This is a genomic window from Candidatus Peribacteria bacterium (genome assembly GCA_023038255.1).
In the GTDB taxonomy this organism is placed as follows: domain Bacteria; phylum Patescibacteriota; class Gracilibacteria; order Peribacterales; family Peribacteraceae; genus CALREJ01.
Map to the genome: position 1 here is coordinate 1,028,573 of CP082927.1, position 26,512 is coordinate 1,055,084.

A 26,512-nucleotide genomic window follows, 5' to 3' on the forward strand; every position below is an offset into this window, starting at 1 on the left:
GAGTGGTCACTCTAGCAGAAACAAGGAAAAATCGCAGCAGAAAGCCCGAAAAACACATCAAAAACAATAAGGAATTGTGCTACAATGCCCGCTCCAGCCTTCCTTATGATTATCCGCGCTACCAGTAACGCAGAAGAAGACTTCGCCAAGGCATTCGCGGAGTACCATGATGAGATTTTCCGTCATTGCCATTTTATTGTGTTTAATCGCGAATTGGCGCTGGAAATCATGCAGGACGCCTTCATGAAGACGTGGGAATACATCGCGAAAGGCAATGATATCGACAATGTCCGGGCCTTTTTATACCGCACCGCATCCAACCTTTGCTTCAATTATAAGCGCAAGAAAACCGAAGCCTCGCTCGAAGCATTGCAGGAAGAAGGCTACGATCCCCCGTCGGAAGATGAGCGCCTGAAACGTGATGTAGTAGCGGAAGAAGAGGTTATGACAGTCCTGAAGAGGATAGAAGAGCCCTACCGCACCGCAGTCAGCATGCGCTATATCCAGGGCCTGTCCCCGGCGGAAATCGCAGAAATCCTTGATGAATCGGCCAATACGGTCTCTGTACGCATTACCAGAGGCGTGAAACAGCTGCGTACCCTCATGCCCCATGGATAAGCTGGATGCATTTTTTGATCCGGCAAAAAAGGTCTGCCTGAGCGAAGCAGAGCTGTCCGCGTGCCGGGTACAGCTGATGCAGAAAATTGAAGAAAACCCTGTAAGAGATGCACAGAAGGCGTGTCCTACAGAGCATATGACAGACTTCGATCCCTCCCTTGTGCGCTCCGCGCAGACCGTCCGCCTCAGCACTGAGGAATCGAGCCGTGTCGAAAAAACCCTGTTCGCCTTCATGAAAGACCACCCGGTGGATATGGCAGCAGCTGTAAAAAAACGCGAACGGGCGGAGGCATCTACGGGGCTCTTCTCGCTGTTCTCCTTCCGCTATAGCTCGGCACTGGCAGCAGTGCTGATCCTGGTTCTCGGAACGGGAAGTTTGTCCTATGCCGCAGAATCCGCTCTGCCTGGAGAAGCCCTCTACTCTGTCAAAATCCACGTGAACGAAAAAGTGCAGACCGCACTCGCCATCACACCGGAAGCAAAGGCGTACTGGGAAGCAAAGCGTGCGGAGCGCCGTGTGAAAGAGGCAAAGCGTCTTGCAGAGACGGGACGCCTCACACCGGAAAAGAATGACACGCTGATTGTCGCCTTCAACACGCATATCGCGAACAGCCATACGAACATTCAGAAAGTCGCCGATGAGGGAAACCGCGAACGCGCGGAGGAGATCGGCAGAAAAACGGAGAGAGTCCTGCGCGAGCAGGTCACCGTCCTCCTGCACGATGACGCCATTGCGATGATGGCGGAAAACGTCCAGCGTGCTGCAGACAAAACCGTCATGCTCGATTCATCCATCCGCAATGCGATTGCTATGAATGCGTCGTCATCCGATCCTATGGCTACCGGTATGATGATGGCATCTTCTCATACGGCCATCGGTACGAGCTCATCATCTTCATCCAAGCATGCACAGATTGCAGTCAATCTCACAGTCGGTGCCGAGCAGCTCCGCCAGAAGACCGCACATGAACTGACAAAAATGCATATCGACGGCGGCGCTCAGGTCAGTGTCGGCCCTGATGCATCTGTCACACTCATGCAGACAAGCGCACTGACAAAGAGGGCTGCATCGTCCAGCATTACCTCCGGTAGCGGTAGTTCGTCCCCGAAGAATACCTCATCCCTGACCGTCCAGAGTGCTGCATCTGCGGGTATCGATATTCATGTGTCATCATCCCAGGGCACCCCGATCCGCGTCGACATTCAGACTGACGGCAGTATTGATGTAGAGATTGTCAGCCCGAAAAAAGAAGATCCTATCCAGTAAATCTGGTAGGGAAAGGCCAACACTGTGATAGACTGCATTGTTGTACCTTCTTTCCCTTTCTCAACATGCAGGCATTTGATGCATTCTTCCTCTCGTACGGAAGCTACGGCGTACTGGCTCTTCGCCTCGCAATCGCTGTAATTTTTCTGTACCACGGTTCCAAGAAGCTCGGGAACATTACATCGTTTATGGGCTTCATCGGCATTTGTGAAATGCTCGGCGGCCTCGCGCTGCTCTTCGGATTTTTGACCCAGCTTGCGAGCCTGGGACTCGGCATCATCATGATCGGCGCTATCTACAAGAAGACACAGGAATGGCATGTCCCCTTCTCCGCCATGGATAAAATGGGCTGGGAGTTTGATGTTGCCCTGCTCGGTGGCTGTCTGGCACTCCTTACGCTGGGCGCAGGCACTATCAGTGTCGATTCCATGTTCCTCGGTCTATAATCCTTTCTTTGTTGATCCATGCCCAAAGACCAGACCATCGAACTGCTGACCGAGATCCGCGATATCCTGAAAGCCAATCAGGAGTCATTGATGCATAGCAAAAAAGCGCAGCAGCGGTCTCTTGTCCTGAAGATTGTGTTCAATACCGCCATTGTGATCTTCGTCGGCTTTGCGACGTATTATTACTATCACACGCTGGTCTCACAGTTTGGCGGATAACCACCCATGTACTTCAAAAAAACGGACGCCCTGACCTGACGTCCGTTTTTGATGATTGTACGTATTATTCCTCGACGATGATTGTTCCCGTCATATCGCGGTGACCCGATCCGCATGGAACGCTGCACTTGAAGGTAAAGGTTCCGGCACGATCTGTCGGGATGACAATATCTTTGGTCTCTCCCGGTTCAATACGCACATTGAGTCCGAGGTCAGTGGATCCGAATCCGTGTGTACCGGATTTGGCTGTGAGACGGACTACCACTTTCTCCCCTTTCTTCACAGTGATGGTATTCGGGGAAAAGACGAAATCTTCAACCGACATGGTAATAATGCGGGCACCTGCTGTCACAGCGGCGGATGCGGCGGCAGAACTGGCAGCCTCTTCTTCCGAAGACGTCGCAGCGGCACTGCTATCATGTGAGGAGTCTGAGTGATTCGTATCCATTATGGAATGATCCGTGGATGAGATGGCAGACGAATCCGATGTACCGTTACTGGCAGCGGGGGCACAGGCACTGAGAAGCACCAGTGCAACAACAGACAGGGGCGTGATTTTCTTCATACAGATGGGGAAAATACTAGGAACCCATTTTATCATGTCGCCACAAGATGCTCTACGAAAAGATGCGCGATTTTTCTGTGGAACATCCTGTATGATCGGTCACACTCCCATGTCACTCTTTGCTCGTACAGGCCTCTTCCTGATACTGCTGTCGGCGACCGTGCATGTGCATGCACATGCTATCCCGCTGGGTACAGAATCTGCAGCTCCATCTGCCGACGTCCTGACACCGCTCATCATCGACCTGCATTTCAATGAGCGTGTTGATCCGGCTGCAAGCAGCATCCGGGTCTTTGCACCAGACGGAACAGCGGCCGATACCGGAATCTCTACAGTCGATCCCGCAGACCCAAGACATCTGTTCGCACACATCTCCGGCACTGCCACAGGAACCTACACCGTGCTGTGGCAGGTCGTATCGAGAGATGATGGCCACTTCACGAAAGGAAGCTATCTCTTTTCGGTTGGCAAAGACGCACAGATGACTCCGGGACAGGAAACACTACCTGAAGTGGAGCACTGCTCCAGCTGGGCGCTTGCCATCATGATCTGGCTGGAACTGTTGGGCGGTGCGATGATGATAGGAGTCCTCGCTCTCCTTGCGACCGTCTGGGAACGCCCGCAGAGAATCAATCATCTTCGGGCAATGGTGACCGCTGCCGCACTATTGATAGCAACGGGCTGCATCGGCTACCTCTGTATGGGAAGTCTGGATCTTGCTGTAGATCGTGACGTTCCATTCGGCAATGCGCTCTGGACCTTTTTCCAGACCGTCGTCGGCCGGTTTACACTGTACCGGATGGTACTTGGGATAGCGGCATGCGCACTCTTCCTCCCTTTCCTGCCATCCATTCTGCAATCAAAAAAAGTGACCAAAACAGAGTGGGCTCTCTGGGCGGTGATGATCGCGATGGTCATCCTGCGTGCCAGAGTCAGTCATGCTGCGGCGTCCCTGTTTCTGCCCACATTCTCTATCGGCATGAACGCTGTCCACCTGCTCTTCAAGGATGTGTGGATCGGGGGACTTGTGGTGTTTTTCCTGGCAACACCAAAAACCCTCTCCTCACTGAGGCGCTTCTCGCGGCTCCTGATGGTCTCCCTGGCAATAGGCGGTGCGAGCGGCATGTACATTGTCTGGCTGCATCTGAAAGATCCTCTGAATCTCTTCACAACGCACTGGGGCGGCCACGCCATTGCACTTGGAAGCTTCGCGCTCCTTCTCCTGACGCTCCGGCTGTATCAGCATCACGTCACCTATCGTTCTCTGCTGAAAGTGGAGAATGAAACTGCTACCGCCACGCACCAAGAAGAAGCGGCCATGTTTCCTGCGGTCCTTTTAAGTGAGATGCTGACGGGTCTGGCAGTGCTCCTGTTTTCCAGCATGCTGATTATCACCACACCACCGCTGCCGCGTGTAACACCCATCAGTGTCGGCGCCTTTGAAGGAGTCCTTCTGCTGACAGCATTAACCCTGATTATTCTTGCCGTTGTGGAATCACGCCGTCAGAAAAAAACGGGCGCTGCAGCAACACTGCCGGTTCCGCTACCACCTGCTTCCCGCCAGTCACTGCTGTTTGTAGCCCTCATTGATATCTGCATCCTGGCGATGGTCGGGTTTTTGCTTGGGAGTCACATGCATGCTGCGCCGTCGTATCTGACATTCATTGATCAGCTAGTTGCGTCTGAAAAAACGCCGCCGACTGCTTCATAAAGTCCCCCCACTGCGTGGCAAACTCATGACCTTCGTTCGGGTACTCGACGTACGTCAGCTCTTTGCCTGCAGCCCGCAGATTGTCTGCAAGGGTGTCGGACCACTCTGCAGGCACATCTTTGTCTTTGTCGCCCTGAAACAGCATGATGGGCGTCTGTATGGCGCTGAGATAGGTCTGTGGCGAGAGCGCATCCCAGGATGCAGGATTCTCGTCACGCGTTTTCATCACTTCGATGGTGCGATCCCCCTCCGGCCGCTCGCGCCTCCAGCGCACAAAGTTCTCCCACACATCGGCATGAACCGGTGCATAGAGTACGGCTGCACTCACAAGTTCCGGATACGCTGTGAGGATGGCCAGTGTGACTCCGCCTCCCATCGAATGTCCGAGCATGCCGACTTTGGTCGCGTCGATACTGGGAAGATTGGCAGCACGCACAGCGTTGATGGCATTGACGCTATCCATCGCATACTCCAGGTTCCCGTCATAGCGGTCATCGTCCTCCGGCATAGGACTCTTGTCCGATCCCGCATGGCCACGGTAATCGGTGTGGAGCACAGCAAATCCCTGCCGGGCCATGTAATCCTGCTCGCGTTTGAGTCCGCGGCCCTGCGTGTAGATAGACGGCTCGATGTAGCCGTGATTGAAAATCAGAAGCGGAAACGGACCGTCGCCAAGGGGAATATTCAGAATGCCGGTAATGCGCAGCCCGTTACTGAAGTAACTGATCCTGTGACGCGTGTAGACGCTGTTTTTAGATTCGACACTATCCAGCGTGAGCCCGGTCCCGCTCAGGCGCATATTTGCGAAATGTTCGATAGTCCATGCGGAAGGCAACTGTTCCAGAGGAGCCTCTGATGATGTCTGAGAGGATGATGCGACAGATGACAGTGTTTCCTGTGATGCAGAATCGCCAGACACGCAGGCTACAAGAAGAAGTGCGAGAAACGGGAACACGCGGGACAGCATGGGGTTAGACGAAAGGAAACAACACGAAAAACTATAAGATGCCCGCTTGCTGCTGTCGATGAAAATGCCTGTAAAATGCAGGATTATCTACAGTCCATGTGCCAATCCTTATTTTTCAATCTCGTCCAAAAAGACACACGCCATTGCCCCCCTAAGACATTGCCAATACAATCAATAGTTGCATTTACTATTTTCCTCCCCACCCGCATGGAAGAAGTTGTCAAAACCGCCTGTCTGATAAAAGACTGTAAAGGCGCCACTGGAGGAGAAAGCTACTGCAAAAAACACATCAAAGGAAAAAAGCCTCCGACAGTTATTACCGCGGAAGCCCGGCTCTTCATGAAATCACAGTGCTGCAAAGCGGGATGTGTGCACGGAAAGAGACATGAATACGGGGAACAGTATTGCACGAAATGCGGACAGCCATGCGAGTGGCGCGTCGGTGCATGATGTTCTGAGAAACTCCTACAGACGTTAGTGGCAGCCCCAAGGAGAATCGAACTCCTATTTCATGGATGAGAACCAGGTGTCCTAACCGTTAGACGATGGGGCCGTGGAAAGAAAGAACTGGCCCGGTTTTGCTGTGAAAGCAAGCCGGACAAGGCCGAAAGTATAACTACATTGTCCGACAATTCAAACACTGAAAGGCAGGTTTGGGCACACTTATTCATCTCCGCCCTCATCCTCATTATCCCCGTTGGATTTGCCTTTCTTGGCTGATGGACGGCGCATACTGCCCATTCTTCCCTGGTACTGCCCATTGGCTGCCAGAGGTTGAATGTTCAGGGCAGTATCGCCATGAGGAAGATTGGACTGTGCCATATCAGTACCCTGTCCGTTGAACCCGTTCTGGAACGAAAGGAGTGGCAAAGCGGAGAGCGCTATAAATGTCTCATCCTGCAAAACGCGCAGACGCGCCCGCTCTTTCGCCTCCATTTCCAGCAGTTCCCAGAGTGGAATAGGGTTTTCGTGCGACCTGTGCGCCTCTCCTCCATGGCCATGGCCGTGGCCGTGGCCGTGTCCATGACCTTCGTGCGCTTCATCATGTGCAGCATGGGCGTGACCTCCGTGGAAGGCAGAATGGGCGTGGATATGATCCTCATGCGCGTGCTGATGTTCGTGGTAATGATCATGCTTATGCTCGTGCTCGTGCTCATGTTCGCTGTGAGGATGATCATCATGCTTCTTGTGATCCTCATGTTCATGCTCGTGCTCGTGCTCATGTTTGTCGTGCTCCTCGTGGTCATGTTCATGTTCATGCTCATGCTCCACTTCTCCCACCTCCACCCCCTGCACCTTCACGTTGATGATAACCGTTGCCACAACCCTATGCTCCTTATCTTTAAAGACGAGTGTGTACGTTCCATGCTCGCGGGGAGCTGCAATATGAACCTCGCCATGATGCTCGAAGCTTCCAATCGCCAACTCTGAGCCGTCCTTATGGTGAATAGCAGCACGACCTCCGTGCAGTGTTGCACTGCGGATCACAAGAACTCCATGGTGCTCATGCACCTTCACATCATGATGCACATGATGTTCGTGATGCTCCAAAGCCTCTTCATGTGTTGTGTCATGCTCCGCTGTGTCTGATGCGCGATGATCGGATGACGCCTCTTTTGCAGGAACCTCTCCATGTGTCGAATCGTTGAGAAGCGCAATATCCAGGGCTTTGGCATGTGCATCATCGTTGATACTCCGTACATGCGCCTGAACGAGAGACAGATTGCTCAGGACAAGGCGTCGCTCCAGATCTTCAATGTCCGGGCTCGTTCCTCCTGGGGACACAGAATACTGTATGACCCCTTCCGTCCGGGGGCGGGAAGAAGCCATATATGTTCCAGTCGGAACACTTTCCATACTGCCTGCCGTAAGTGCTGCCCAATCAGCAAGTGCGCCAAGCTCCGCATTCATCTTTGTAAAAACCTGATCAAAAGAATCACCAGGCGTAAACACCTGATCAGTATCGACACTGTGTATAGCCCAGGACTGGGTTTCTGCTGGATCCTGTATATCCTGGCCGGCAACGCGTTCTTGCAGTTTCATACGCAGTATGGAGGATGGGTTAGAGCGCTATCTACTCCATACGTATAAATATTTCAAGGGGTATAGAGGCCACTTTGCCAAAGGAAAAGGGCATCAAAAACGGAGGAATGATGCACATGCTGCAATCAGCATGACGCAGCATCGAAGGACATGTAGGCTCCTTTTACATGCACCCCCCATCCTTCAATAGCATCCGCGCTTTCTTGAGAGCACATTCTTCTGTGTATCTGGCATTCGGATTGGGGATCTTTTCTATGCTTATTGTGCAAAGTCTGTGGAGCCGCCTGGCCTTCTGCCACACGGAGTATGACCTGCTGAGCCCTGCGCGGCGCTGCAACAATACACTGCCGCAGGGTGAGTGGAACTATGAACATCTGCGCGACACGCTGTCTGCTGCAAAAGAGAAGCTGAAAGCTGCAGGAAAGGTGGATCATCTCTCCATCTACTTCCAGGATCTCGACCACGGACCGCGCTTCGGAATCGGAGAGTACGACAAATTCGAGCCGGCAAGTTTGCTCAAAGTTCCGCTCGCTATTTTCTTTCTCCACGCTGCCGATCTGGATCCTGAGATTTTGGATAAGCAGTTGTCTTTTACCGGACAACTCAAAATTGATGACAACCTCCTTTCCCCCGCAGAAACCATCCAACCAGACACACTCTACACCATCCGCGAACTGCTGGAGAAAATGATTATCTACTCGGATAACCGCTCCTACTCATTGCTGCTCCGCGAGATGCATTCGCTTTCTGAATCCGTAGCGTACTACACCTTCCGTGATTTGGATGTGCTGCAGATCATGCTGGAAACCGAAGACACCTATGTCTCCATTTCTTCGTACGCAAAACTCTTTGGCGTGCTCTACAACACAGGCTACCTGTCCAAAGACATGTCCCAGTACGCACTCGATCTCCTCTCCCGCTCCACTTTCCGCGAGGGGATTGTCAGCGGCCTTCCGGAAGACCTGCGCGTTGCACACAAGTTCGGCTTCCGCTTTGCAGAAGGCCAGGGGCAACTGCATGACTGCGGCATCGTCTACCACCCGAAAATGGCCTACATCCTGTGCGTGATGACGAGTGGAAAAGATGTTAATAATGCAAACGCCGCCATCAGTGCTATCTCGACGATAGTCTATGAATCTGTGTCTTCACTGGATATCAGTAAACTGGAGGAGGGGGCTGCTCTTCCGTGATGACGGTATCAGCATTTTCAGGCGCATGTTCAAAGACAATTCTTGCTGCCTGCTCAGCAGTTTCCACTCTTATTTGACGGAGGAATGTTTGCTGCTCCCAGGGAGCAAGATTCCAAAGCGCAGTCACCCTCTCCCCTTCCTTGCGCCGCTTCTGTATCTGTTGATTCACAAATATTTCAAAATCCCCCAATCCAAGCTCTGCCCTTCTTTTATTCAGTCTCTCAAGATTAATATTTTCAAATTTATGCGCCCGCCACAGTCGGGGTTTTTGGTTCTTTGCAGCTGTATTTCTAATAATAATAGGAGGAAAGGTGAAGATAAGACGACTCTGCCTGCTCTCCCAATCCGGGATAAATTCTACCTGTGTTCCATAATTCTGTAGCCCCAATGGCTCCTCTTCACCTCTTATAGAATTAATCAGCCAACGATCCAGCATATACGCAATAGCAGGCTGTTCCACGTCTTCGGGGGTTTCTTTCTGCATCAGCTCTGCAGCTCGCGACTGAAGATGCGGATATGTATCAGCATGCACCAAAATGCGCCATGCAGCGTGTGCCGCTTCTGCACCCACGCGCGAAATGGAAGGCCACGCAACTGTGACCCCTTCCAGACGCCCTATCTCTTTGCATATCTCCGTCAGTTGAGTGATCTGTTCAAGGGTTGGTGCAATGGACGGATTCGTCTCATGCGGGCTGACATCCTTGGTCGATATCCCAAGGCTAATCAGAGAAGCCGCAAGCTCGGGATAACGCCCGTTTGGAGATTCAGAAGTCATAGAGCATGGCACTATACCGAAAAATCCCGATCCTCAAAAACTGCGCCAGACGCCACCGAAAGCATCAAAGGGGGCGATTTTAAAACCCGACACGAAACGTCGTCCCCTTCCCGACGTCGCTCTGGACGCGGATCGTCCATCCTTCTTCATCGCAGATGTCTTTGCAGATCGCAAGCCCGAGTCCCGTTCCTTCCGTTCTGCGTGAGGTATCGCCGCGGTAGAAGCGTTCAAAAATATGCGGGATGTCTTTTTCGGCAATGCCGATGCCGGTGTCGGAAATGGTGATGATATTGCCCGTTACATCCACGGTGATGCCGCCTGCATCGGAAAAACGGATCGCGTTTTTGAGCAGGTTCCCGATCACTTTTTCCAGTGCGATGCGGTGTGCACTGATCGTTGCGACATGCTTCGCGATATTCACAGTCAGATTCAACCCCTTCTCTTCCGCCATCGCGCGGTAACCGGTTTCAATCTCACGGATATAGTCCCCAAGAGGAATATTTTCGCGGGTGCCGCTCTGCATCCCGCGCGAAAGTTCGAGGAGTTCTGTCACGAGTGTTTCCATACGTTTGACCGCACCCTGCATGAGGGCGAGCTTCTCTTTCTGGGGATCTGTCAGAGAGCGATTGACCGCCAGAAGTTCGAGAGAGCTTTTGATGACCATCAGCGGCGTGCGCAGTTCATGCGATGCATCCTGCGTGAACTGGCGCTCGCGCTTGAAAGCCTGTTCCAGTCTGCGAAGGAAGTCGTCGAAGGTGCGGGCAAGCTGACCGATTTCGTCGTTCGGCATTTTGCCGACAAGGGCCGGAACCGGCAGATGGCGCGGGTCAATGTCGCGGACACGTCTGCTGAACCGGGTGAGAGGTTTCAGGGCGCGACCGGCGAACATGGCGCTCAAACCGGCGGTCAGTCCGAGGGTACAGAGAAGTGTCAGAAGAAGAACCGAGACAAGAGCATTCTGCGCGGCAATAAGGGAATCAAGTGTGCGACCAATGGTGATCACGTACGGGCCGTAGATATCTTTGTAGAGACGATAATCATTGGGTCCGGCATCCACAGATGAAAAGCCGATCTGCTTCGGAAGTGGTGCCAGAAACGGAGAGGAGTGATCCATCACACTGCCACTGCCGTCCGTGATGATGACCACAAACCCGAGGCTCTTCACGGCCTCGATCTTTTTGAACATCTGTTCACGCCAGTCGGGCGCGCCGATGTCGTCAATGGTAATAGGAAGGCTTGTGCGGACAGCGGCATTCTGCACGTAGAGCAGCGTATCAATGTCCTGCTGCATTTTGCTCACGAACAGAAAAAAGACCGCGCTTCCCGCAATCATTAACATCAGTCCGACAACCAGTGTGAACTGGAGCGCAAGACGCCACTTGATAGACAAAAAATTCGATCTCATGGTTCCGCGGAGATCCGGTACCCGGTTCCGTGTACGGTGCGGATCAGTTGCTGCGGGAATCCTTTGTCGACTTTCTCCCGGAGTTTTTGCATGTGGGACCGGACCACATCACTCCACAGCTCTGCGGACGCATCCCAAATATGCGCTTCAATCTCCGCCTTCGAGACCACTCTGTTTTCGTTGCGCATCAGGAGTTCCAGAATCTGGAACAATTTTCTGGTGAGCTTGATAGTCTGTCCGCCACGCTCCGCCTGCTGACTGGAAAGATCCAGCACCAGGTCTCCCACCACCAGTTTATTCTCTTCCGTCTGCGACCGGTAATTCCGGCGAAGCAGCGCCTGAATACGGGCCATGAGCTCCTTGAGCGCGAAGGGTTTGATGATGTAATCATCGGCTCCGGTATCAAGCCCAGACACGCGATCGTCAACGGTATCTTTGGCAGTAAGCATAATAATGCCGAGCTGCGGAAATTCTTTACGGAGTGTCCTGCACACCGTCAGTCCATCAGTCCCAGGAAGCATCCAGTCGAGCAGCACAATGTCGTAGGGATGCGCCCTCGCCATCTTCAATCCGTCATCTCCGTTGTACGCCGTATCCACCGCAAATGAATACTGACGGAGATACTCCGCAATATTATCCGCAATGCCGCGTTCGTCTTCGACAACTAAGATTCTCATAGAGATACAGTATAGCAGATTGAAACATGTACAGGCCTGGCATGCCAAGCCCCCCCCTAGACCTAAAAACGGTGATACCGGGGAAGGGACCTTCCAACCCTCCCCCGGTTGTTCTCCTATGTCCCGCCACGCAGATTCATCTGACAGTGGCACTCTGATTCGGATTGTTGAGGTTCCGTAGCCGCCGTATGAACGGCCGGGAAACACGACAAATACTACTCAGAAGATGTCGCGGAAACGTCAAAGCAGGCGCAAAATTCTATGAATTTTCCGGCAGTTTCTGGTTTGTTAAAAATAAACCAATAACCAATAGCCCATCAATGATGGTATCCCGACCCCTTATTAATCTCCGTCGCCCTATAGAGCTGTTCCAAAAACACCACGCGACACAGTTCATGCGGCAACACCATGTCACTGAGTTTGAGCATGCGTCCCGCAGCGCGCACGTCATCATTCAGGCCGTACGATCCCCCGAGCACAAATGCCATAGAGCGACCGCCATCGCGGCAGGCTGCTACTTCTTTGGCAAACGATGGCGACTTCAATCCCTTTCCGTGTTCATCCAGAATCCAGATGTCCGCATCGTATCCATGCAAAAATTTCACAAGTCTGCGCGACTCATCCTCCACCTGCCGTTTGCTATCCACCTCACGGCTCGCAGGTAATTCAATGACATCAAATTTGATCGCATGCTTCAGACGCTCCGTATAAAACGCACAGGCATCTTTCGCCCAGGGTTCGCGTAACCGGCCGATGCATATTAAAACAATCCTCTGCATGTGTGGCCCCAATCCTAGTCGAAGACATCACGCATGTCATGGTGAGCGATGCCGAACCATGACTCTTACCGTTTCTGCAAAACGCTGACCGTCTCAATGTGCGCCGTGTGCGGGAACATATCGACCGGCTGCACGGTGCGCAATTCGTATCCTGCCTTCAGAAATTCACCAAGATCGCGTGCGAAGGTTGCGGTGTTGCAACTGACGTAGACCACTTTTTTCGGATTGTGGGCAATGACGGCTTTCGTGGCATCCGGATGAAGACCGGCACGGGGCGGATCGACAACGATGACATCAAAATGATACTTCCCTCCTGCCTTCACCTGATCCGACAGAATCTGTTCCGTGCGTCCTTTGTAGAAACTGATATTCCCGATGCGGTTTTTGCCGGCTGATTTCAGGGCATCTTCAATTGCGGAAGGATGACTCTCAATTCCAACCACTTTCTGACAGAAGCGCGAAAGATACTGACCAATGGTTCCCATGCCGCAGTACGCATCGAGCACGGTGTCGCGCATGTTCAGATCCGCAGCAACGGAAATTGCCTGATACAACTTTTCCGCGCCGAGGGTGTTGGTCTGGAAAAACGAGAACGGGGAAATTTCAAATTCGAGATCGAAGAGGCGTTCGGTAATAAACGGTTTGCCGATGAGCGTGTGGATGACTGGCTGTTCCGGTTTGTCGTTGAGTGTCGTGTTTTCAATCACCATGAGAGACGCAAGCCCCGGGCGGCCGCCGAAACGCATGAAGTACTGGAAGAGCGGCTCGAGCTCTTTCTTCCGCGCATTCACCGTAAAGGCAATCATGTGCTGATCGGTGTGAATACCACGGCGCAGCAGCATGGTGCGGAGCAATCCTTTGTGCGTCTTTGGATTATGCACCGGCAATTTCGTGTCCTGCATGAAGCGGCGGACATCCGCGAGCAGTGTGCCGATCTGCTCGTCGTACAGATGGCATTCAGTGATAGGCAACACGGTCGACCACTGGTTCGGCTGATGGAAGCCGATAGTCGGGTTTTCATCAAAGTGGATTTTTTTGCCATTCTTCTCTTCCGTGCGCATCTCGCCGTACCCGAAGCTCATTTCCAGTTTATTGCGGTAGTGAAAGACTTGCGGGCTCGGGATGATTTTCAGTACACGGCCCGGAAGCTGCTTACGGACCGCATCGTCACCCGGCGTGAGATGTTCGAGGGTTTCGCGGACAATGTCCTCTTTGTAGGATAACTGCTTGTCGTACGGCAGATTCTGCCAGGTACAGCCACCACATTCGTGGAAATGCTGGCAGCGGGGCATAATCTCCTCTTTGGCACGACGGAGTACTTTGACCACTTTCGCCTCCGCAAAACGAGGTGTGAGCTTGGTAATAACCACCTCCAGCTGCTGACCAGGGATACTGGACGGCACAAACACCGGAAAACCGTCGATCTTGGCCAATCCAGAGCCTCCATGGGTCACTTTCTCAATGCTGACGGTGTATTGCTGTCCGCTGTGGACAGGGGGCTCAGTAGTTGACATTGCGTTGATAATATTATATAAATACTCCCTTATTTTTCTGATGCAGATATGTCAGTACGCGCAGTCACGAAAGCGTCCATAGGTTCCATCGGTGCTGTCGGCGTCTCTGTCGTTCTTGCGCTGATTGTAACACAGTCGCAGTCGACCGCAAGGGACACGGATCATGAAGCATCACAGAAAATCCGGCTTCAGCCCATCACCAGCTCTGTCGCTGTCCGCAAGGAAACACGTCTGCTGGCCCAGACCATAGAAGTACAGGCAATCACCGAAAAAGCGGCGTTGCTCCCCGTCGTGAATCAGGAAGGAATCCGCGAAGAGCACCGCATTATTGCTGATGCCGTTCTCCGCCGTCTCCCCGCCCTCTGTCGCGATCATCTCAAAAACTTCTACGTGCTCTATGCAAATCCAAAGCAGCGCGGACTGGGCGGAAAGAGCACCATCATTCTGGATGGCACGGTCTCTGACACAGAATTTGCAGGACTGCTCGTCCACGAATGCGGTCACGTAATGCACGGCAACATGCTCGGCAACGCACGCAGCGGTGAGAGCGCCTTCAAAGACGGCAAAGACACCTTCGCCGCTGATTCCCCCGCCGCAGCCTTCTTCGCTCTCTCCTGGATGGAAACAGACATTATGCAGGCAGGCCAGACTGATGCTGATTTTGTCACCGGCTACGCTGCCCACGATCCGTTCGAAGACTTTGCAGAAACATTCGCAACCTATGTCCTACAGCGCCCGTCGATGGTGGAACGCGCGCAGACGAATGATGTCATCGCCGCCAAGCTGCAGTGGATGGACACATATCTGCCTGTTGCAGAAAATGTGCTGGGAACCGCTGAATACAGTTGGGACAAAAAGGTTCCGTGGGACGCAACGAAGTTATCGTATGATTGGAATCCGATTCCGTGAACACATGTTTTTACACGAATCATCCAAAGAAGATCTTGAAGCGCTGCTGACAATGTGCGAGAGACCTTTGCTGTGTCCCGGAAAACCTCTGGGCCATGAAGACGTCCCACGCACAAAAGACGGCATGCCTATTGGAGATACTTCTATTGTCAGAGGAGGTTTGACCGTTTTGTATCCCAGTGCATTCGAACCTGAGTGCAAAAGTGAGAAAACTCACTTGGGTTGTCCTCACTTTTTACAGCATATCAATCCAGCTATCGATCTTGCTGCCACAGAATGGCCAAAGCCTCCAGCAATGGACACTCCGTACCGACGGGCAATCATCACATTGCTCAAAAATATGCCCGACAAAGCAAAACCGATGATCATACAGTTAAGAAGAGCGTTGCAGACATCGGAAGGATTAGACAAAGATATGCGTCTGGCACGAACAGGGGCAGAGACTGTAAAGGACTTACCAACGGCGAGAATTCCGGATGGCTCCACAGCCGAAGCAGATGCAGAGCCTATTGCAGAAGCATTCGCACTGCATAATCAAAACAAGATAGAGCCGCTTCGCCAGGTATTGATCGCACTCATCCGGGAAGCACTTCAAGAGAAGAAAGCTGCGACAAACTAACAGTTCTCAATTACACTTCCTCCATGCGCCGCGCTGCCCTCCTCATCCTCTGGCTCGTCACCGATGTTCTTATTTTCGTCGGCGCCTACGTCCTTGCGTACTTTCTGCGCGTGGGATGGATTGTCTCCACAGATTTCCCGCTGAACCTTTTTCTGCAGACTGTCTTCATGATCGCGCCGCTCACGATTGCGGTTCTGGCACAACTGGGCGTCTTCCGTCTGATGCGTACACAGGGTGACAAACGCAATATCGCACACATCATTTTTGCGTGTGTGATGGGGCTGTCATTCTTCACGCTGGCCTACTACTTCCTCTATGTCACGTTCTTCAGCCGCCTGCTGCTCGTCTATGCATTCGTCCTGAGCACCGGATTCCTGACAGTCTGGCACATCGGGTTTGAACAGGTCATGCGGAAATTCCTCCGGACCGGCAGACCGCTCTACCCGACGCTCATTGTCGGCATGACACGCGAAGCCGCAGCGCTCATCAAAACACTCAACGATCAGCGCAGCCCGCTCACCCCTGTTGCCATTCTTGATGCAAAAGGATTGAAAGAACCAGATGTCCACGGCGTGCCGGTCGAGGGAAAACTGAACAAGCTGGAAGAGACCATCACCAAATACCGCATCACGCATCTTATTCAATGCAGCGATCTTGAGCAGTCCATCAATCTCCTCTCTGCCTGCAACAACCGGAACATCACCTACATTCTCCTGCCGTCTGTGCTGGGCATGGTGAACAACAACGAATCGATCGAATCGATTGAAGGACGTCAGGTCGCGATGGTACGACCGGTGAAAAAATGGTGGCATTGGTTTTTCGGCTGAAGCCGAAGAACGGTTATGGGTAATTGGTTATGGGTTATGGGATACTTTTACGAAGATTGATAAAAAATGATTCCTTATCCCCTCATATCCCATAACTCGTAACTCATAACCCGCAAAGTATCTAGAAGCACCTGCCTAAAACAGATAAGCTCACTGTAATGAAAGCCTTTATATTAGCCGGCGGTTTCGCCACCCGTCTCTGGCCGCTCACGGAACACCGGGCAAAACCGTTGTTACCGCTTGCGGGCAAGCCACTGCTCTCACATATCGTGTCGATGATTCCTGCGGAGATTCCGGTGACTGTCAGTACGAATGCCGCCTTTGGTGCGAGTTTTGAAGAATGGAAGAAAACAATCAACCGGCCGAATCTGCAGATCCGCATAGAACAGACAAAGAGTGACGATGAAAAGCTCGGTACACTCGGTGCCACTGCACAGTGGATCACGCAGGAGCAGATCAGTGATGACATTCTGCTGCTCACCGGTGACAACTATTTCGGCTTCACGATGCAGACATTTTTGCAGGCGTTTCATGGTACAGCTGCACTGGTCGCTGCGTTTGATATTGGCGACATCAGCAAAGCGAGTGCATTCGGCACCATTCTTGTTGATAGTGACGGAAAGACGATTACAGGATTTGAGGAAAAGCCGGCTGAACCAAAAACCAGTCTGGTGAGTACCGGCTGTTCGATTCTCCCGAAAGGCGTGATTCCCGATCTCCTCGCTTTTGCAAAAGTGAAACCCGATAACGTCGGCGGGATTTTTGAGGAACTGCTGCGCCTCGGGAAAAGAGTGGAGTGCTTCCGGTTTGAGGAGCAGTGGTTCGACATCGGCTCATTCGAGACCTACCTGGAAGCAACCCAGGCACTGGTAGGAGATGCAGTGCTCTTGGGAGAGGGATCAACAATGACAGACTCGACATCCGAAGGAAGCGTCGTGGCAGGAGTCAAAAACAGCATTACGAAGAGCAAACTGCAGAATACAGTCCTGTTTGATAACTGCATTATTGATGATTGTGTACTGGAGCGCTGCGTGATTGATGACGGGTGTGAGCTCCGGGGGGTGGATTTGACCGGAAAAATGATCCGGCGGAACACCCGTCTGATCCGCAAAGATTGATAGCCACCTCAATTGCGTCTTTCGCAAGTCTGGCCTACACTCCTCACCACCCTATGAAGCGAATCAGCCTTTCTCTGGCAACCATCCTTTTACTGGCCGCATGCTCCACGGAGCAGACCGCACGGTACCGCCTGACATTTGACGTCACGGACGTGTCAGACCAGCAGGCATTGACCACAGCCAGCATGGACGTGATTGATCGCCGTCTGGCGCATTTGGGCGTACAGATGACCGGAAAAGATACGCAGGTGCAGAACAATGAGACGGTGCTCGTCGTCCGGCTGCCAAACCAGGAAGCTGCCGATGCACTCACTGCCGAACTCGTGCAGCCGTTTGATCTGTCTATTATGAGTGAAACCGGTCCGAATGAGACGGTGGATCTTACCATTGAAGGCCGGGGCAACTTTACGAAAACCGATATCACACAGGAAGATTTCACATGGGTTGCTGCCCGCAAAGATCCGAAAAACGGTCGTGGCGAAGTGCGCCTGCAACTGACCGAAGAGGGCCGCACAAAAATCCAGGCACTCTTCAAGAAAATGCAGGGAAAAAGCATCGGTATTTTCGTCCGTGGCAGACTCGTGAGTCTGCTCACCGTCCAGTCTGATGAGGTCCCCAATGATCTGATTATCCGCGATGTTCCGAATGCCGATATTGCCACTATTTTCGCCGACGATATGAACGTCGGTTTACATGTCACCTTTACACCGGTTCCGTAACCTTCTTTTTATGGCTTCCCGTTCATCCTCCATCTGGCCGATCGTCTACGCGGCGATTGCAGTTATCGTCATCGTGATCGCACTTCCGTCTTCCTTAAAGGCAGGATGGGCACCGTCGTTCCTCAACCCTGATTTTCACTTCGGTCTCGACCTCGCAGGAGGCACGCAGCTCGACTTCCGCATTTCCGAAAATGAAATCGAGGATCAGGTGAAGCAGCTCGACACCCGCATTAATGAACTGCAGGCACAGGGAGGCGCCGGCAGCACCGAATTGCTCCAGCTCCAGAACGAGCGCGCAGCCATCCGTGAGCAGCAGACAAACCTTGTGGAAGCTATCCGCACCGTTCTCGAGCGCCGCATCAACGCCCTCGGTGTGAGTGAAGCAGTCATCACTCCGTCCTATGTCGGAAACGAAAAGCACCTTCTGGTGGAATGTCCGGGTGTGGTCGACGTGCAGCAGTGTATTGATACCGTCGGAAAAACCATCCAGCTCGAATTCAAAGAAGAGTTCACAGAAGCTGACGCAGCCTACGAAACAACCGTCCGTAACAACGTGACCGCAGCCGTCGCCCGCATGACAAAGAGCGGAGCCACGCTCGCAACACTGGGGCAGGATCTTGGTTCCCAGCTCGGCATGGGCTACGAGGCATCACACGTCTACTTCCAGGATGAGCTTCCGAAGGGGCTGGAAAAAGTATGGTCCATGACAGCCGCAAACGGCGTGCAGCGTATTGAAGGCTCTGTCAGCGTGCAGAACACTGACGCGCAGGGCGCTCTTGTGACGGATGAAGTCCCGGGCATCTTCCTTGTTGAAGTGCTCGCTCCGCGCACCATGACCGGCCGCGTGATCAACGAAGCTCCGAAGGCTTTCGGCGTCCTCGCAAAGTCCGAAGCAACCACCACACAGCGTTTGGAACAGGATATTTCTCTCGATGACAAAGTCCCCACCCGCCTCATCTCCACCATCAAAGAGATGAAGTCCGGTGAGCTGAAAGTGGCCACCATGGACGACGGATCTGCCCAGCTGATTTTCCTGCGCAGCTATGTTCCGGGTGCACAGCAGGTGGATGTCAGTCACATCCTCGTTGCCTACAAGGGAGCTAACTCAGCTCCGGCAAACGTTACCCGCACAAAAGAAGAAGCACTCGCCCGCGCGCAGCAGCTGAAAGCACAGCTGACGGCAGGAGCGAACTTCGCAGATATCGCCCGTACACAGAGTGACGGTCCATCCGCACAGAACGCCGGTAACCTTGGGCCTATTACCCACGGTTCCCTGGTGCCTAGCTTTGAAAACGTTGCCTTCTCACAGGCAGTCGGCGTCCTGAGCGATCCTGTCGAGACACCGTTTGGTTACCACATCATCCGCGTCGACAAAGCACCGTACATGCCTGCAGACAAGGCGACCTTCGATGCTCTCACGATTACCGGTGCAGACGCTGTGACCCGTGCCAACGCGATGCTCACCCGCCTCCAGAGCGGTCAGGTCCGCAGCACAGAAGATGCTATTACACTCCGCACCCTCTTCTTCTCCCTCCGCCCGACAGGCTGGAAGGACACCGAACTCGATGGCAAGCACTTCCGCTCCGCAACAGTCACGCTTGAACCGAATACCAGCCTCCCGGTTGTGCAGATTGTCTTCAATGCAGAAGGTGCCCGCCTGTTCCAGGAACTCACCAAGGCAAACATCGGCAAGCGCATCGCGATCTTTGTGGGTGGCGAACTCGTCTCCGCTCCGACCGTGCAGACAGAAATCACCGGAGGCAGCGCGGTCATTACCGGTAGCCAGAACTACGAAGAGGCACGCATCCTCGCTCAGGACCTGAACACCGGAGCAATCCCCGCCCCAATCCACCTCAATGGTCAGCAGACAGTGGAAGCAACACTTGGCGCACAGGCACTCAGTATGTCTGTCTTCGCAGGCTTCATCGGCATGATTATCGTCATGCTCTACATGCTCTTCATGTACCGCTTCCTCGGTGTCCTCGCGAACCTTGCGCTCCTTATTTACGCCGTCATCTTCATTGCCATCCTGAAGCTCCCGCTCTTCCTTTTTTCCGACAGCTACATCGTCCTCACGCTCGCCGGTGCCGCCGGTATGATCCTGAGTATCGGTATGGCGGTGGACTGTAACGTGCTCGTGTTCGAGCGTGTGAAGGAAGAACTCAAGCGCGGCAAAATGCTCAAGACCGCCATTGAGGTCGGCTTCGACCGCGCCTGGCCGTCAATCCGCGACAGTAACATCACGACCATCATCACCTGCGTCCTGCTCTTCATGGTAGGAACCTCCCTCGTCCGCGGCTTTGCCGTCACGCTCGGTCTGGGTGTCATCATCTCCATGTTCACCGGCATGATCATCACCCGCTGGATGGCACGCAAGGTCGCCGTCTCTCCCCTCGCCAATAACAGGAAGCTCTTCCCGGGTGCGAAGACGGAGCTGCAGCAATAATCATTTTCTCCGCAATCAAAAGAGCCTCTCCACGAGGCTCTTTTTTGTTGCCTTACTGTCCTGCTCCGACCATCTGCACATGTGTGCTCAGAACCTCTGCCGCCTTGTCTGTGTATCCTGTTTTTTCTGCCTGGACAATAAGTTCATCCATCGTGAGTGACCCGTCCTTCAGCCCCGCTTCCCATACATGTCCCTGCAGCGTCGAGAGATCCCCTGTCACATTAAGCGTGGTCGTGAGCGCCTCCGCATGGTCCGCATGAATCTCTTCCGCCATATCATGTGCAGTCTCATAAAGTTCAGGCTGGTCGTCTCTGCGCCCGAAGACATCGGCCGTTGCCATCTCTGCACCGCCTTCGTAGAAGAGAGTCGGGTCAGTGATGGCCTCCTGCGATGCGGTGTAGAAAATGGTTTCCTGTCCGCCGGTCTTCAGCTCTTTCTGATCGTTATGCTCCTTCTCATGAATGACCGTCTGCTCCAGCTCCTGCGTCGTATCGTAGGCGTACAGCAGCTCAGCGTTCAGCGTAATGTCGCTATCGGTTCCGCCCACATAGGTGAAGCCATTGAGTCCGGGTTCGAGTGTGGCATCGACCTGAATATTCATGGACCCATCCACCGCATGTTCCACGTTATCCGCATTTTTCTGCATTATCTCTCCGGCATCCGCCAGAGCGCCTCCTGCCTGCAGAAGAGTGGAAGACATGGTGCGGACATTCGATATGAAATCATCCACCGTCTGCGCGTCCGTTGTTGCAATGGTTTCTTGGAAATTCTGAGCCAGAAGCTCTGCATCCAATGCCGGTGATGTTGTAGGGGTTTCCATATGCGCCAATCATCCCCCCGCTTTTGCATACAACAAGCATCGGGGCAGACCAAGCGACCATGTTGCACATAAATCGCTTATCACTGCGGAAAAGACGATCATGGCAAAGCGACCGTTTTCAGCGTACCTTAACCTAAACCTTTACTCTGACCTTATAGTGACAATGAAAAAACTCGACCTCCTGATAGCCCTCTACATCTTCTGCATCCTCACATCCGAACTGATGGGCGCAAAGACGTTCCCGCTCGTGCAGTGGGGCTGGCTCAATCTGAATACCAGCGTCAGTATTTTCACCGTCCCGCTCGTCTTCACCATCAACGATGTTATTACAGAAGTCTACGGCAAAGAGCGCACCCGCAGCATCATCCGCGCAGGACTAGCCATGGTCGTCTGTGTCTTCCTGTTCTCCCTCCTCGCAACCGCCCTCCCGCCCTCCGCCCGTTTCGCACCCACCGAACCCGCCTACCAGACAATCTTTGGCCTCTCCGCCCGCTTCTCGTTTGCCAGCCTCCTCGCCTTCACAGTCGCCGAATTTACCGACCTCTACATCTTCGCAAAAATCCGCGCGATGATGGGCACAAAAGCCCTCTGGTTCCGGAACAACGTCAGTAACTTTCTCTCTCAATTTTTAGACACAGTCATCTTCATGTTCGCCGCCTTCTACGCCTTCGACCAGACAGTCGGCAGCAACGTCACCTTCATTGTCAGCCTCCTGATTCCCTACTGGCTGATCAAATGTGCAATGAGCGTGATTGAGACGCCGTTTGTGTACTGGGGCGTAAAGTGGTTGAGGACGGAGAAGGAATAATGTTACTAGTTACTAGTTTCTGGTTTGGTTACCAATAACTAAAAACCAGGAACCAGGAACCACGTCTTACACCCTCTCGTACACCAGCATCGTATACGGAATCGCATTCTCCGCATCAGCCGGATGTTCCACGCGCGATACCTCTTTCCATTCATCCATCGAAATTTCCGGGAAAAACGCCTCTCCCCCTTCAATCGTCGTATGAATCCGGGACAGGTTGATCTGCGTCGCATAATCCATCGCAAGTCTGTAAATCTGCTCCCCGCCAATCACACAAACCTCCGGCAGGTCATCCTCCCGCGCCAGATCGATCGCGTCTTCAATGGACGGCACAACATCCACGCCCGGAATCTCCAGCCCCTCCTGACGCGATACAACGATGTTATGACGGTTGGGCATCGGCCGTCCGACGCTATCGTAGGTCTTCCGCCCCATGATCACCGTTTTGCCCCGCGTATACGCCCGAAAATGCTCTAATTCAGCCGGCAAATCCCACGGCATCCAGTTATCTTTGCCAATGACATTGTTATCCGATGCGGCGGCGACAAGGCTGATAATCATGGTTTTAGCTTACCTGTTTTCTTCCCGGAAAGAAGGTATAGAGTGAAGTCCTCAGCAGTGTTTGTTGGGGATTGCCCTTTAGGCACCTTCGGCTCATTTTTTGAAGGAGTGGAGACAACATGGTCCAGCTATTGTTGATGTTTGTCGCATGCGGGCTTGCGCAAGTGCCTGCTCCGACACCGGCCCTGAAGGAAATCAGCAGCGTCAAGATTGAAGAGAAGAGTGAAACGGTGGAAGTTATCTTCCATCCAGGGAAAGGATCTCCAGCGAAGGCCGCCGCCTACGCGCTGGGATTCAGTGCATTGCGCGGCAAAGAAGACCCGACGAAAGATCCGAAAAAGTTCCGCTATTGGGAGAGAGGACCCACCCATCCGGAAGTGAAATCGGGCAAAGACAAGGATTCATTCCTCGTCGTAATCGACAGCATTGAAGGAACGACTGCATTTGCAGGAATCTTCATCAAGAAGATCGGCCCTCTCACGTACGACAATGACGATCTGCTGATGCCTATTGAACTCATTACGCCCGTTCCAAACGATGCATCGTTTGATGCATCTGCTGTCTCAGCTCAGCTATGGTACGGTTCAGCCGTCACACATTTTGAGGAAGAATGGATCGCATTTCACAAAGAACGTCCCCTGGAATCTCCCTTTAAAAAAGGAAGAACGCCGGTCGACAAAAAGAGTTTCTCGCAGCGTACGTTCAGAATTCCGCGGAATCTCACTGTCCCATACGATCTTCCGCAAAAGATTCCAGAAAGCGTGACCAAGAAATGAGTCACATGCCCGAAGAGCACCACCCGTTACAGGATGTAGCGGGTTTTGCCATGCAAATATTTACACAGCAATCGGCGCTTTGATGGCCGGATGCGGATCGTAGTTTTCAAAACTGATGTCCTCGAAGGTGAAATCACTGATGTTTGTTACAGCGGGATTCAGCTTCAGTGTCGGCAGCGCTTTGGGCTCGCGACTGAGCTGTTCATTCGCCTGCTCCAGGTGATTGCTGTACAAATGCAGATCGCCAAACGTGTGAATGAATTCCCCCACCTGCAATCCACACACCTGCGCAATCATATGGGTCAGCAGTGAATACGATGCAATATTGAACGGCACTCCCAGGAACGAATCCGCACTGCGCTGATAGAGCTGGCAGCTCAGTTTCCCATCGGCCACATAGAACTGGAATAGCGTGTGACACAACGGCGGCGCTGTTTTTGTGTGACCGTACACATCAGACACATTCCATGCAGATACGAGAATACGGCGGGAATCCGGGTTCTTCTTGATCTGCTCAATGGCATGGCCGATCTGGTCATACGTCTTGCCGTCCGCCCCCTCCCACCTGCGCCACTGCTTTCCGTACACAGGTCCCAGGTCGCCCCACTGCGCGGCAAACGCAGCATCGGTTTTGATCTTCTCAATAAAGTTTTTCTTCTCCGCCATCCACCCTTCCGAATACATAGGCAACTGTCCCGTGAGCTTGTTGGCAATCACATAATCCTGAAACGGCCATTCATCCCAAATATGCACATCATGATCCGCCAGATACTTGATATTCGTATCCCCTTTCAGAAACCAGATCAGTTCATGCACAATCGACTTCACCGCCATTTTTTTGGTCGTAAGCAGGGGGAATCCCTCAGCAAGATTGATACGCATCTGATAGCCAAAAACGCTGATTGTGCCCACGCCCGTCCGATCTGTCCGGCGGTGGCCGTTGTCTAGAATATGCCGGAGGAGATCGTGATATTGCTTCATACGTGTCACCCTGAGGACACTCGAAGGGTGAAGTCCTGGGAAAATCATCCTACCTTTCCATCAAAACCACGTCACGGGCAATTGCCCGGATCGTTCACTTTTGGTATACTGATGAGAAACATTTCCCACACAAACCTATGCTGAATAAACAGGAACTCGAAGAAGAACTGGAATCACTCAATGATGATAAAATTCCAAAAGCAATTTTCAACGGCCAGCTCCGCCTGGAAGCACAGCTGGAAAACCGCCGTAGGGAAATAGAGGGATTGCTCGGAAACGATCTGTTTGCCTGAAAACAAGAACATGAGATAATGACCGCATGAAATTCTTCGCAGAATTCCGCGAATTCGCGGTCAAAGGCAATGCCATGGATCTCGCAATCGGTGTCGTGATTGGTGCTGCGTTTCAGAAGATTGTCGACTCACTCGTCAACGACATCATCATGCCTCCAATCGGCGCCATTACCGGGCAGGTCGATTTCAGGGACATGTTCCTCAATCTATCCTCCACTCCCGTTGCATCACTCGTGGATGCCAAAGCGAAAGGAATCCCCACCTGGAACTACGGACTGTTCGTCAACCAGATTGTGAATTTCATGATTGTCGCATTCGCTCTCTTTTTGATGGTGAAGGTGATGAACAAACTCCGCAGGCAGCAGGAAAAAACCGATGCGGCGAAAGCGGCGTAAGAAAAACAGGCATTCTAAAACAAGGGCCTGTGATGCAAAAGCAGTCACAGACCCTTCCCGTTTAAGGGCTTATGAGTTCGTGGGGAACTCATAGGTTAGGTGTCGACTTCGACTAGGACGGCACCAGGAAGGTGCCGTTCACAGCCGTAATCACGACGGTTCGATTGACGATGCGGTGGATATTCGGCGGCGCGTTCGTGGCCGGCGTGGTATTCACAGCATTCTTGTCCGCAGCTCGAGTGATGATCGACGTACTGGCGACGGTATTGCCAGGGTCATTCGGCGCGTTCGCGAGATCGGGAGCCAGATTCGGATTCGCTGTGGCAATCTGCGTTGCTTCATTGTGAGCTACCGTATTGTTGCCGGCACCCGCGACGAAAGCCAAAGACGCGATCAAGGCCACACTGAGACATACCCACCGATTCGGAATCCAACTGCACAAGCGTTTCAACATGATCACACTTCTCCAAAAGGTTTGAACACTCGACTCAACATGAGTCACGAAACGGAAACGAACTGCGGCACAGCGATCTTCTCTAGAAAAAAATCGAACATGTGCCCTAACCTTCAGCTTACGCTACAGCTTGGAATAGCTGCTCGTATTCTGAAGAAAAGGCACAAAAACGACGCTGTGAAAGAACAGATTGCAGGCAAATGTATACCTCCCACAGAGCAAATCAAAGGGAAATAGCATATCAGTACTGATATCTTTCTGAACAAAAAACGGTGGCCTCCTCTGCAGGAAGCCACCGTTTAGACGTAACAGACAATCTTAGTGAGCGGTTACTTCTGCAGAAACGGACATGGACACGCCCTCTGTGGAAGAAGAAGCGCTGGATACAGCATCTGTGCTTACAGAGCTGGCGCTGGACATATCTGTCATTGCAGAGCTGGTCTCCTCGATCATCATGGAGCTGCTGGATGAACCGGTCTCAGTATCCGTTGTAACGGACGCTGTGCCGTTGCAAGCTGCGAGAGCAAGAAGGGAAACAGAAACAGCAGAGAAAAGAGCTTTCTTCATACAAAAATAAGGAGAAAAGTAAAAAGAGACGACACTATAGCAT

The 26,512-nt window shown here is 52.7% G+C and carries 30 protein-coding genes and 1 tRNA gene; 18 read left to right on the forward strand and 13 right to left on the reverse strand.

What is annotated here, in order from left to right:
• Positions 1-105 precede the first annotated feature (105 nt).
• From K8942_05045 to K8942_05060, 4 genes are all read left to right on the forward strand, one after another.
• Positions 106-618, forward strand: a complete 513-nt coding sequence (locus K8942_05045; protein ID UPA22386.1) for an RNA polymerase sigma factor — start codon at positions 106-108, stop codon at positions 616-618.
• Complete coding sequence (locus K8942_05050) at positions 611-1,885, forward strand: DUF5667 domain-containing protein (protein UPA22387.1); 1,275 nt, start codon at positions 611-613, stop codon at positions 1,883-1,885. Before K8942_05045 ends, K8942_05050 begins: the two co-directional genes overlap by 8 nt.
• 65 nt (positions 1,886-1,950) lie before the next feature.
• Entirely contained in the window at positions 1,951-2,331 is a 381-nt protein-coding gene (locus K8942_05055; GenBank protein ID UPA22388.1) for a DoxX family protein, read from the forward strand.
• A gap of 18 nt (positions 2,332-2,349) precedes the next feature.
• Complete coding sequence (locus tag K8942_05060; GenBank protein ID UPA22389.1) at positions 2,350-2,550, forward strand: hypothetical protein; 201 nt, start codon at positions 2,350-2,352, stop codon at positions 2,548-2,550.
• A gap of 64 nt (positions 2,551-2,614) precedes the next feature.
• On the opposite strand, the gene K8942_05065 is transcribed toward K8942_05060, so the two are convergent.
• Entirely contained in the window at positions 2,615-3,115 is a 501-nt protein-coding gene (locus K8942_05065) for a cupredoxin domain-containing protein (GenBank protein UPA22390.1), read from the reverse strand.
• A gap of 109 nt (positions 3,116-3,224) precedes the next feature.
• Here K8942_05065 and K8942_05070 point away from each other — a divergent pair, with 109 nt between their 5' ends.
• On the forward strand, positions 3,225-4,826 hold the full coding sequence (locus tag K8942_05070; protein UPA22391.1) for a copper resistance protein CopC/CopD: 1,602 nt from the start codon (positions 3,225-3,227) through the stop codon (positions 4,824-4,826).
• Here K8942_05070 and K8942_05075 read toward each other — a convergent pair.
• A complete protein-coding gene (locus K8942_05075) occupies positions 4,777-5,793 on the reverse strand; it encodes an alpha/beta fold hydrolase (protein ID UPA22392.1) in 1,017 nt (338 codons plus the stop codon). The genes K8942_05070 and K8942_05075 overlap by 50 nt on opposite strands.
• A gap of 207 nt (positions 5,794-6,000) precedes the next feature.
• Here K8942_05075 and K8942_05080 point away from each other — a divergent pair, with 207 nt between their 5' ends.
• A complete protein-coding gene (locus K8942_05080; protein ID UPA22393.1) occupies positions 6,001-6,243 on the forward strand; it encodes a hypothetical protein in 243 nt (80 codons plus the stop codon).
• Between the two features lie 28 nt (positions 6,244-6,271).
• Here the strand turns inward: K8942_05080 and K8942_05085 are convergent.
• Positions 6,272-6,346, reverse strand: a tRNA-Glu gene (locus tag K8942_05085).
• A gap of 110 nt (positions 6,347-6,456) precedes the next feature.
• Positions 6,457-7,836, reverse strand: coding sequence for a hypothetical protein (locus tag K8942_05090; protein UPA22394.1), 1,380 nt, complete (start codon positions 7,834-7,836; stop codon positions 6,457-6,459).
• A gap of 254 nt (positions 7,837-8,090) precedes the next feature.
• On the opposite strand from K8942_05090, the gene K8942_05095 reads away from it, so the two are divergent.
• The gene (locus K8942_05095; GenBank protein ID UPA22395.1) at positions 8,091-9,026 is read left to right on the forward strand and encodes a class A beta-lactamase-related serine hydrolase; all 936 of its coding nucleotides are present in this window, start codon (positions 8,091-8,093) and stop codon (positions 9,024-9,026) included.
• On the opposite strand, the gene K8942_05100 is transcribed toward K8942_05095, so the two are convergent.
• The 5 genes from K8942_05100 to rlmD form a co-directional block, all read right to left on the reverse strand.
• Positions 8,992-9,801, reverse strand: coding sequence for a hypothetical protein (locus tag K8942_05100; protein UPA22396.1), 810 nt, complete (start codon positions 9,799-9,801; stop codon positions 8,992-8,994). The genes K8942_05095 and K8942_05100 overlap by 35 nt on opposite strands.
• Positions 9,802-9,880: 79 nt before the next feature.
• Positions 9,881-11,206, reverse strand: a complete 1,326-nt coding sequence (locus K8942_05105; GenBank protein ID UPA22397.1) for a HAMP domain-containing histidine kinase — start codon at positions 11,204-11,206, stop codon at positions 9,881-9,883.
• Entirely contained in the window at positions 11,203-11,883 is a 681-nt protein-coding gene (locus K8942_05110; protein UPA22398.1) for a response regulator transcription factor, read from the reverse strand. Before K8942_05110 ends, K8942_05105 begins: the two co-directional genes overlap by 4 nt.
• Positions 11,884-12,200: 317 nt before the next feature.
• On the reverse strand, positions 12,201-12,662 hold the full coding sequence (locus tag K8942_05115) for a 23S rRNA (pseudouridine(1915)-N(3))-methyltransferase RlmH (GenBank protein UPA22399.1): 462 nt from the start codon (positions 12,660-12,662) through the stop codon (positions 12,201-12,203).
• Positions 12,663-12,727: 65 nt separating this feature from the next.
• Positions 12,728-14,176, reverse strand: coding sequence for a 23S rRNA (uracil(1939)-C(5))-methyltransferase RlmD (gene rlmD / locus K8942_05120; GenBank protein ID UPA22400.1), 1,449 nt, complete (start codon positions 14,174-14,176; stop codon positions 12,728-12,730).
• A 48-nt stretch (positions 14,177-14,224) separates the two neighbouring features.
• Here rlmD and K8942_05125 point away from each other — a divergent pair, with 48 nt between their 5' ends.
• The 6 genes from K8942_05125 to secD all read left to right on the forward strand — a co-directional run bounded on the left by K8942_05125 (position 14,225) and on the right by secD (position 20,814).
• The gene (locus K8942_05125; GenBank protein UPA22401.1) at positions 14,225-15,085 is read left to right on the forward strand and encodes a putative zinc-binding metallopeptidase; all 861 of its coding nucleotides are present in this window, start codon (positions 14,225-14,227) and stop codon (positions 15,083-15,085) included.
• Positions 15,086-15,380: 295 nt separating this feature from the next.
• Positions 15,381-15,704: a hypothetical protein gene (locus K8942_05130; GenBank protein ID UPA22402.1), complete on the forward strand. Its 324-nt coding sequence runs from the start codon at positions 15,381-15,383 to the stop codon at positions 15,702-15,704.
• A 23-nt stretch (positions 15,705-15,727) separates the two neighbouring features.
• The gene (locus K8942_05135) at positions 15,728-16,531 is read left to right on the forward strand and encodes a hypothetical protein (GenBank protein UPA22403.1); all 804 of its coding nucleotides are present in this window, start codon (positions 15,728-15,730) and stop codon (positions 16,529-16,531) included.
• 158 nt (positions 16,532-16,689) lie between these two features.
• Complete coding sequence (locus K8942_05140; protein ID UPA22404.1) at positions 16,690-17,649, forward strand: NDP-sugar synthase; 960 nt, start codon at positions 16,690-16,692, stop codon at positions 17,647-17,649.
• A 53-nt stretch (positions 17,650-17,702) separates the two neighbouring features.
• Positions 17,703-18,368, forward strand: a complete 666-nt coding sequence (locus K8942_05145; protein ID UPA22405.1) for a hypothetical protein — start codon at positions 17,703-17,705, stop codon at positions 18,366-18,368.
• Positions 18,369-18,378: 10 nt separating this feature from the next.
• On the forward strand, positions 18,379-20,814 hold the full coding sequence (secD, locus tag K8942_05150; protein ID UPA22406.1) for a protein translocase subunit SecD: 2,436 nt from the start codon (positions 18,379-18,381) through the stop codon (positions 20,812-20,814).
• Positions 20,815-20,866: 52 nt separating this feature from the next.
• Here the strand turns inward: secD and K8942_05155 are convergent, their stop codons facing one another.
• The gene (locus K8942_05155) at positions 20,867-21,634 is read right to left on the reverse strand and encodes a hypothetical protein (GenBank protein UPA22407.1); all 768 of its coding nucleotides are present in this window, start codon (positions 21,632-21,634) and stop codon (positions 20,867-20,869) included.
• A 163-nt stretch (positions 21,635-21,797) separates the two neighbouring features.
• Between K8942_05155 and K8942_05160 the strand changes: the two genes are divergently transcribed.
• On the forward strand, positions 21,798-22,442 hold the full coding sequence (locus tag K8942_05160; GenBank protein ID UPA22408.1) for a queuosine precursor transporter: 645 nt from the start codon (positions 21,798-21,800) through the stop codon (positions 22,440-22,442).
• A 66-nt stretch (positions 22,443-22,508) separates the two neighbouring features.
• Here the strand turns inward: K8942_05160 and K8942_05165 are convergent, their stop codons facing one another.
• Entirely contained in the window at positions 22,509-23,003 is a 495-nt protein-coding gene (locus K8942_05165) for a dihydrofolate reductase (GenBank protein ID UPA22409.1), read from the reverse strand.
• A 137-nt stretch (positions 23,004-23,140) separates the two neighbouring features.
• Between K8942_05165 and K8942_05170 the strand changes: the two genes are divergently transcribed.
• Positions 23,141-23,779, forward strand: coding sequence for a hypothetical protein (locus K8942_05170; protein ID UPA22410.1), 639 nt, complete (start codon positions 23,141-23,143; stop codon positions 23,777-23,779).
• Positions 23,780-23,839: 60 nt separating this feature from the next.
• Here the strand turns inward: K8942_05170 and thyA are convergent, their stop codons facing one another.
• Positions 23,840-24,760 (reverse strand): thymidylate synthase, encoded by a 921-nt coding sequence (thyA, locus tag K8942_05175; protein UPA22411.1) that lies wholly within the window; start codon positions 24,758-24,760, stop codon positions 23,840-23,842.
• A gap of 137 nt (positions 24,761-24,897) precedes the next feature.
• Between thyA and K8942_05180 the strand changes: the two genes are divergently transcribed.
• Positions 24,898-25,053 carry a hypothetical protein gene (locus K8942_05180; GenBank protein UPA22412.1) on the forward strand — a complete coding sequence of 52 codons (156 nt, stop codon included), beginning with the start codon at positions 24,898-24,900 and terminating at the stop codon, positions 25,051-25,053.
• 26 nt (positions 25,054-25,079) lie between these two features.
• On the forward strand, positions 25,080-25,448 hold the full coding sequence (gene mscL / locus K8942_05185) for a large conductance mechanosensitive channel protein MscL (protein ID UPA22413.1): 369 nt from the start codon (positions 25,080-25,082) through the stop codon (positions 25,446-25,448).
• A gap of 112 nt (positions 25,449-25,560) precedes the next feature.
• Here the strand turns inward: mscL and K8942_05190 are convergent, their stop codons facing one another.
• Positions 25,561-25,833, reverse strand: a complete 273-nt coding sequence (locus K8942_05190; GenBank protein ID UPA22414.1) for a hypothetical protein — start codon at positions 25,831-25,833, stop codon at positions 25,561-25,563.
• 418 nt (positions 25,834-26,251) lie between these two features.
• Between K8942_05190 and K8942_05195 the strand changes: the two genes are divergently transcribed.
• Entirely contained in the window at positions 26,252-26,479 is a 228-nt protein-coding gene (locus K8942_05195) for a hypothetical protein (protein ID UPA22415.1), read from the forward strand.
• The last annotated feature ends 33 nt before the right edge of the window (positions 26,480-26,512 follow it).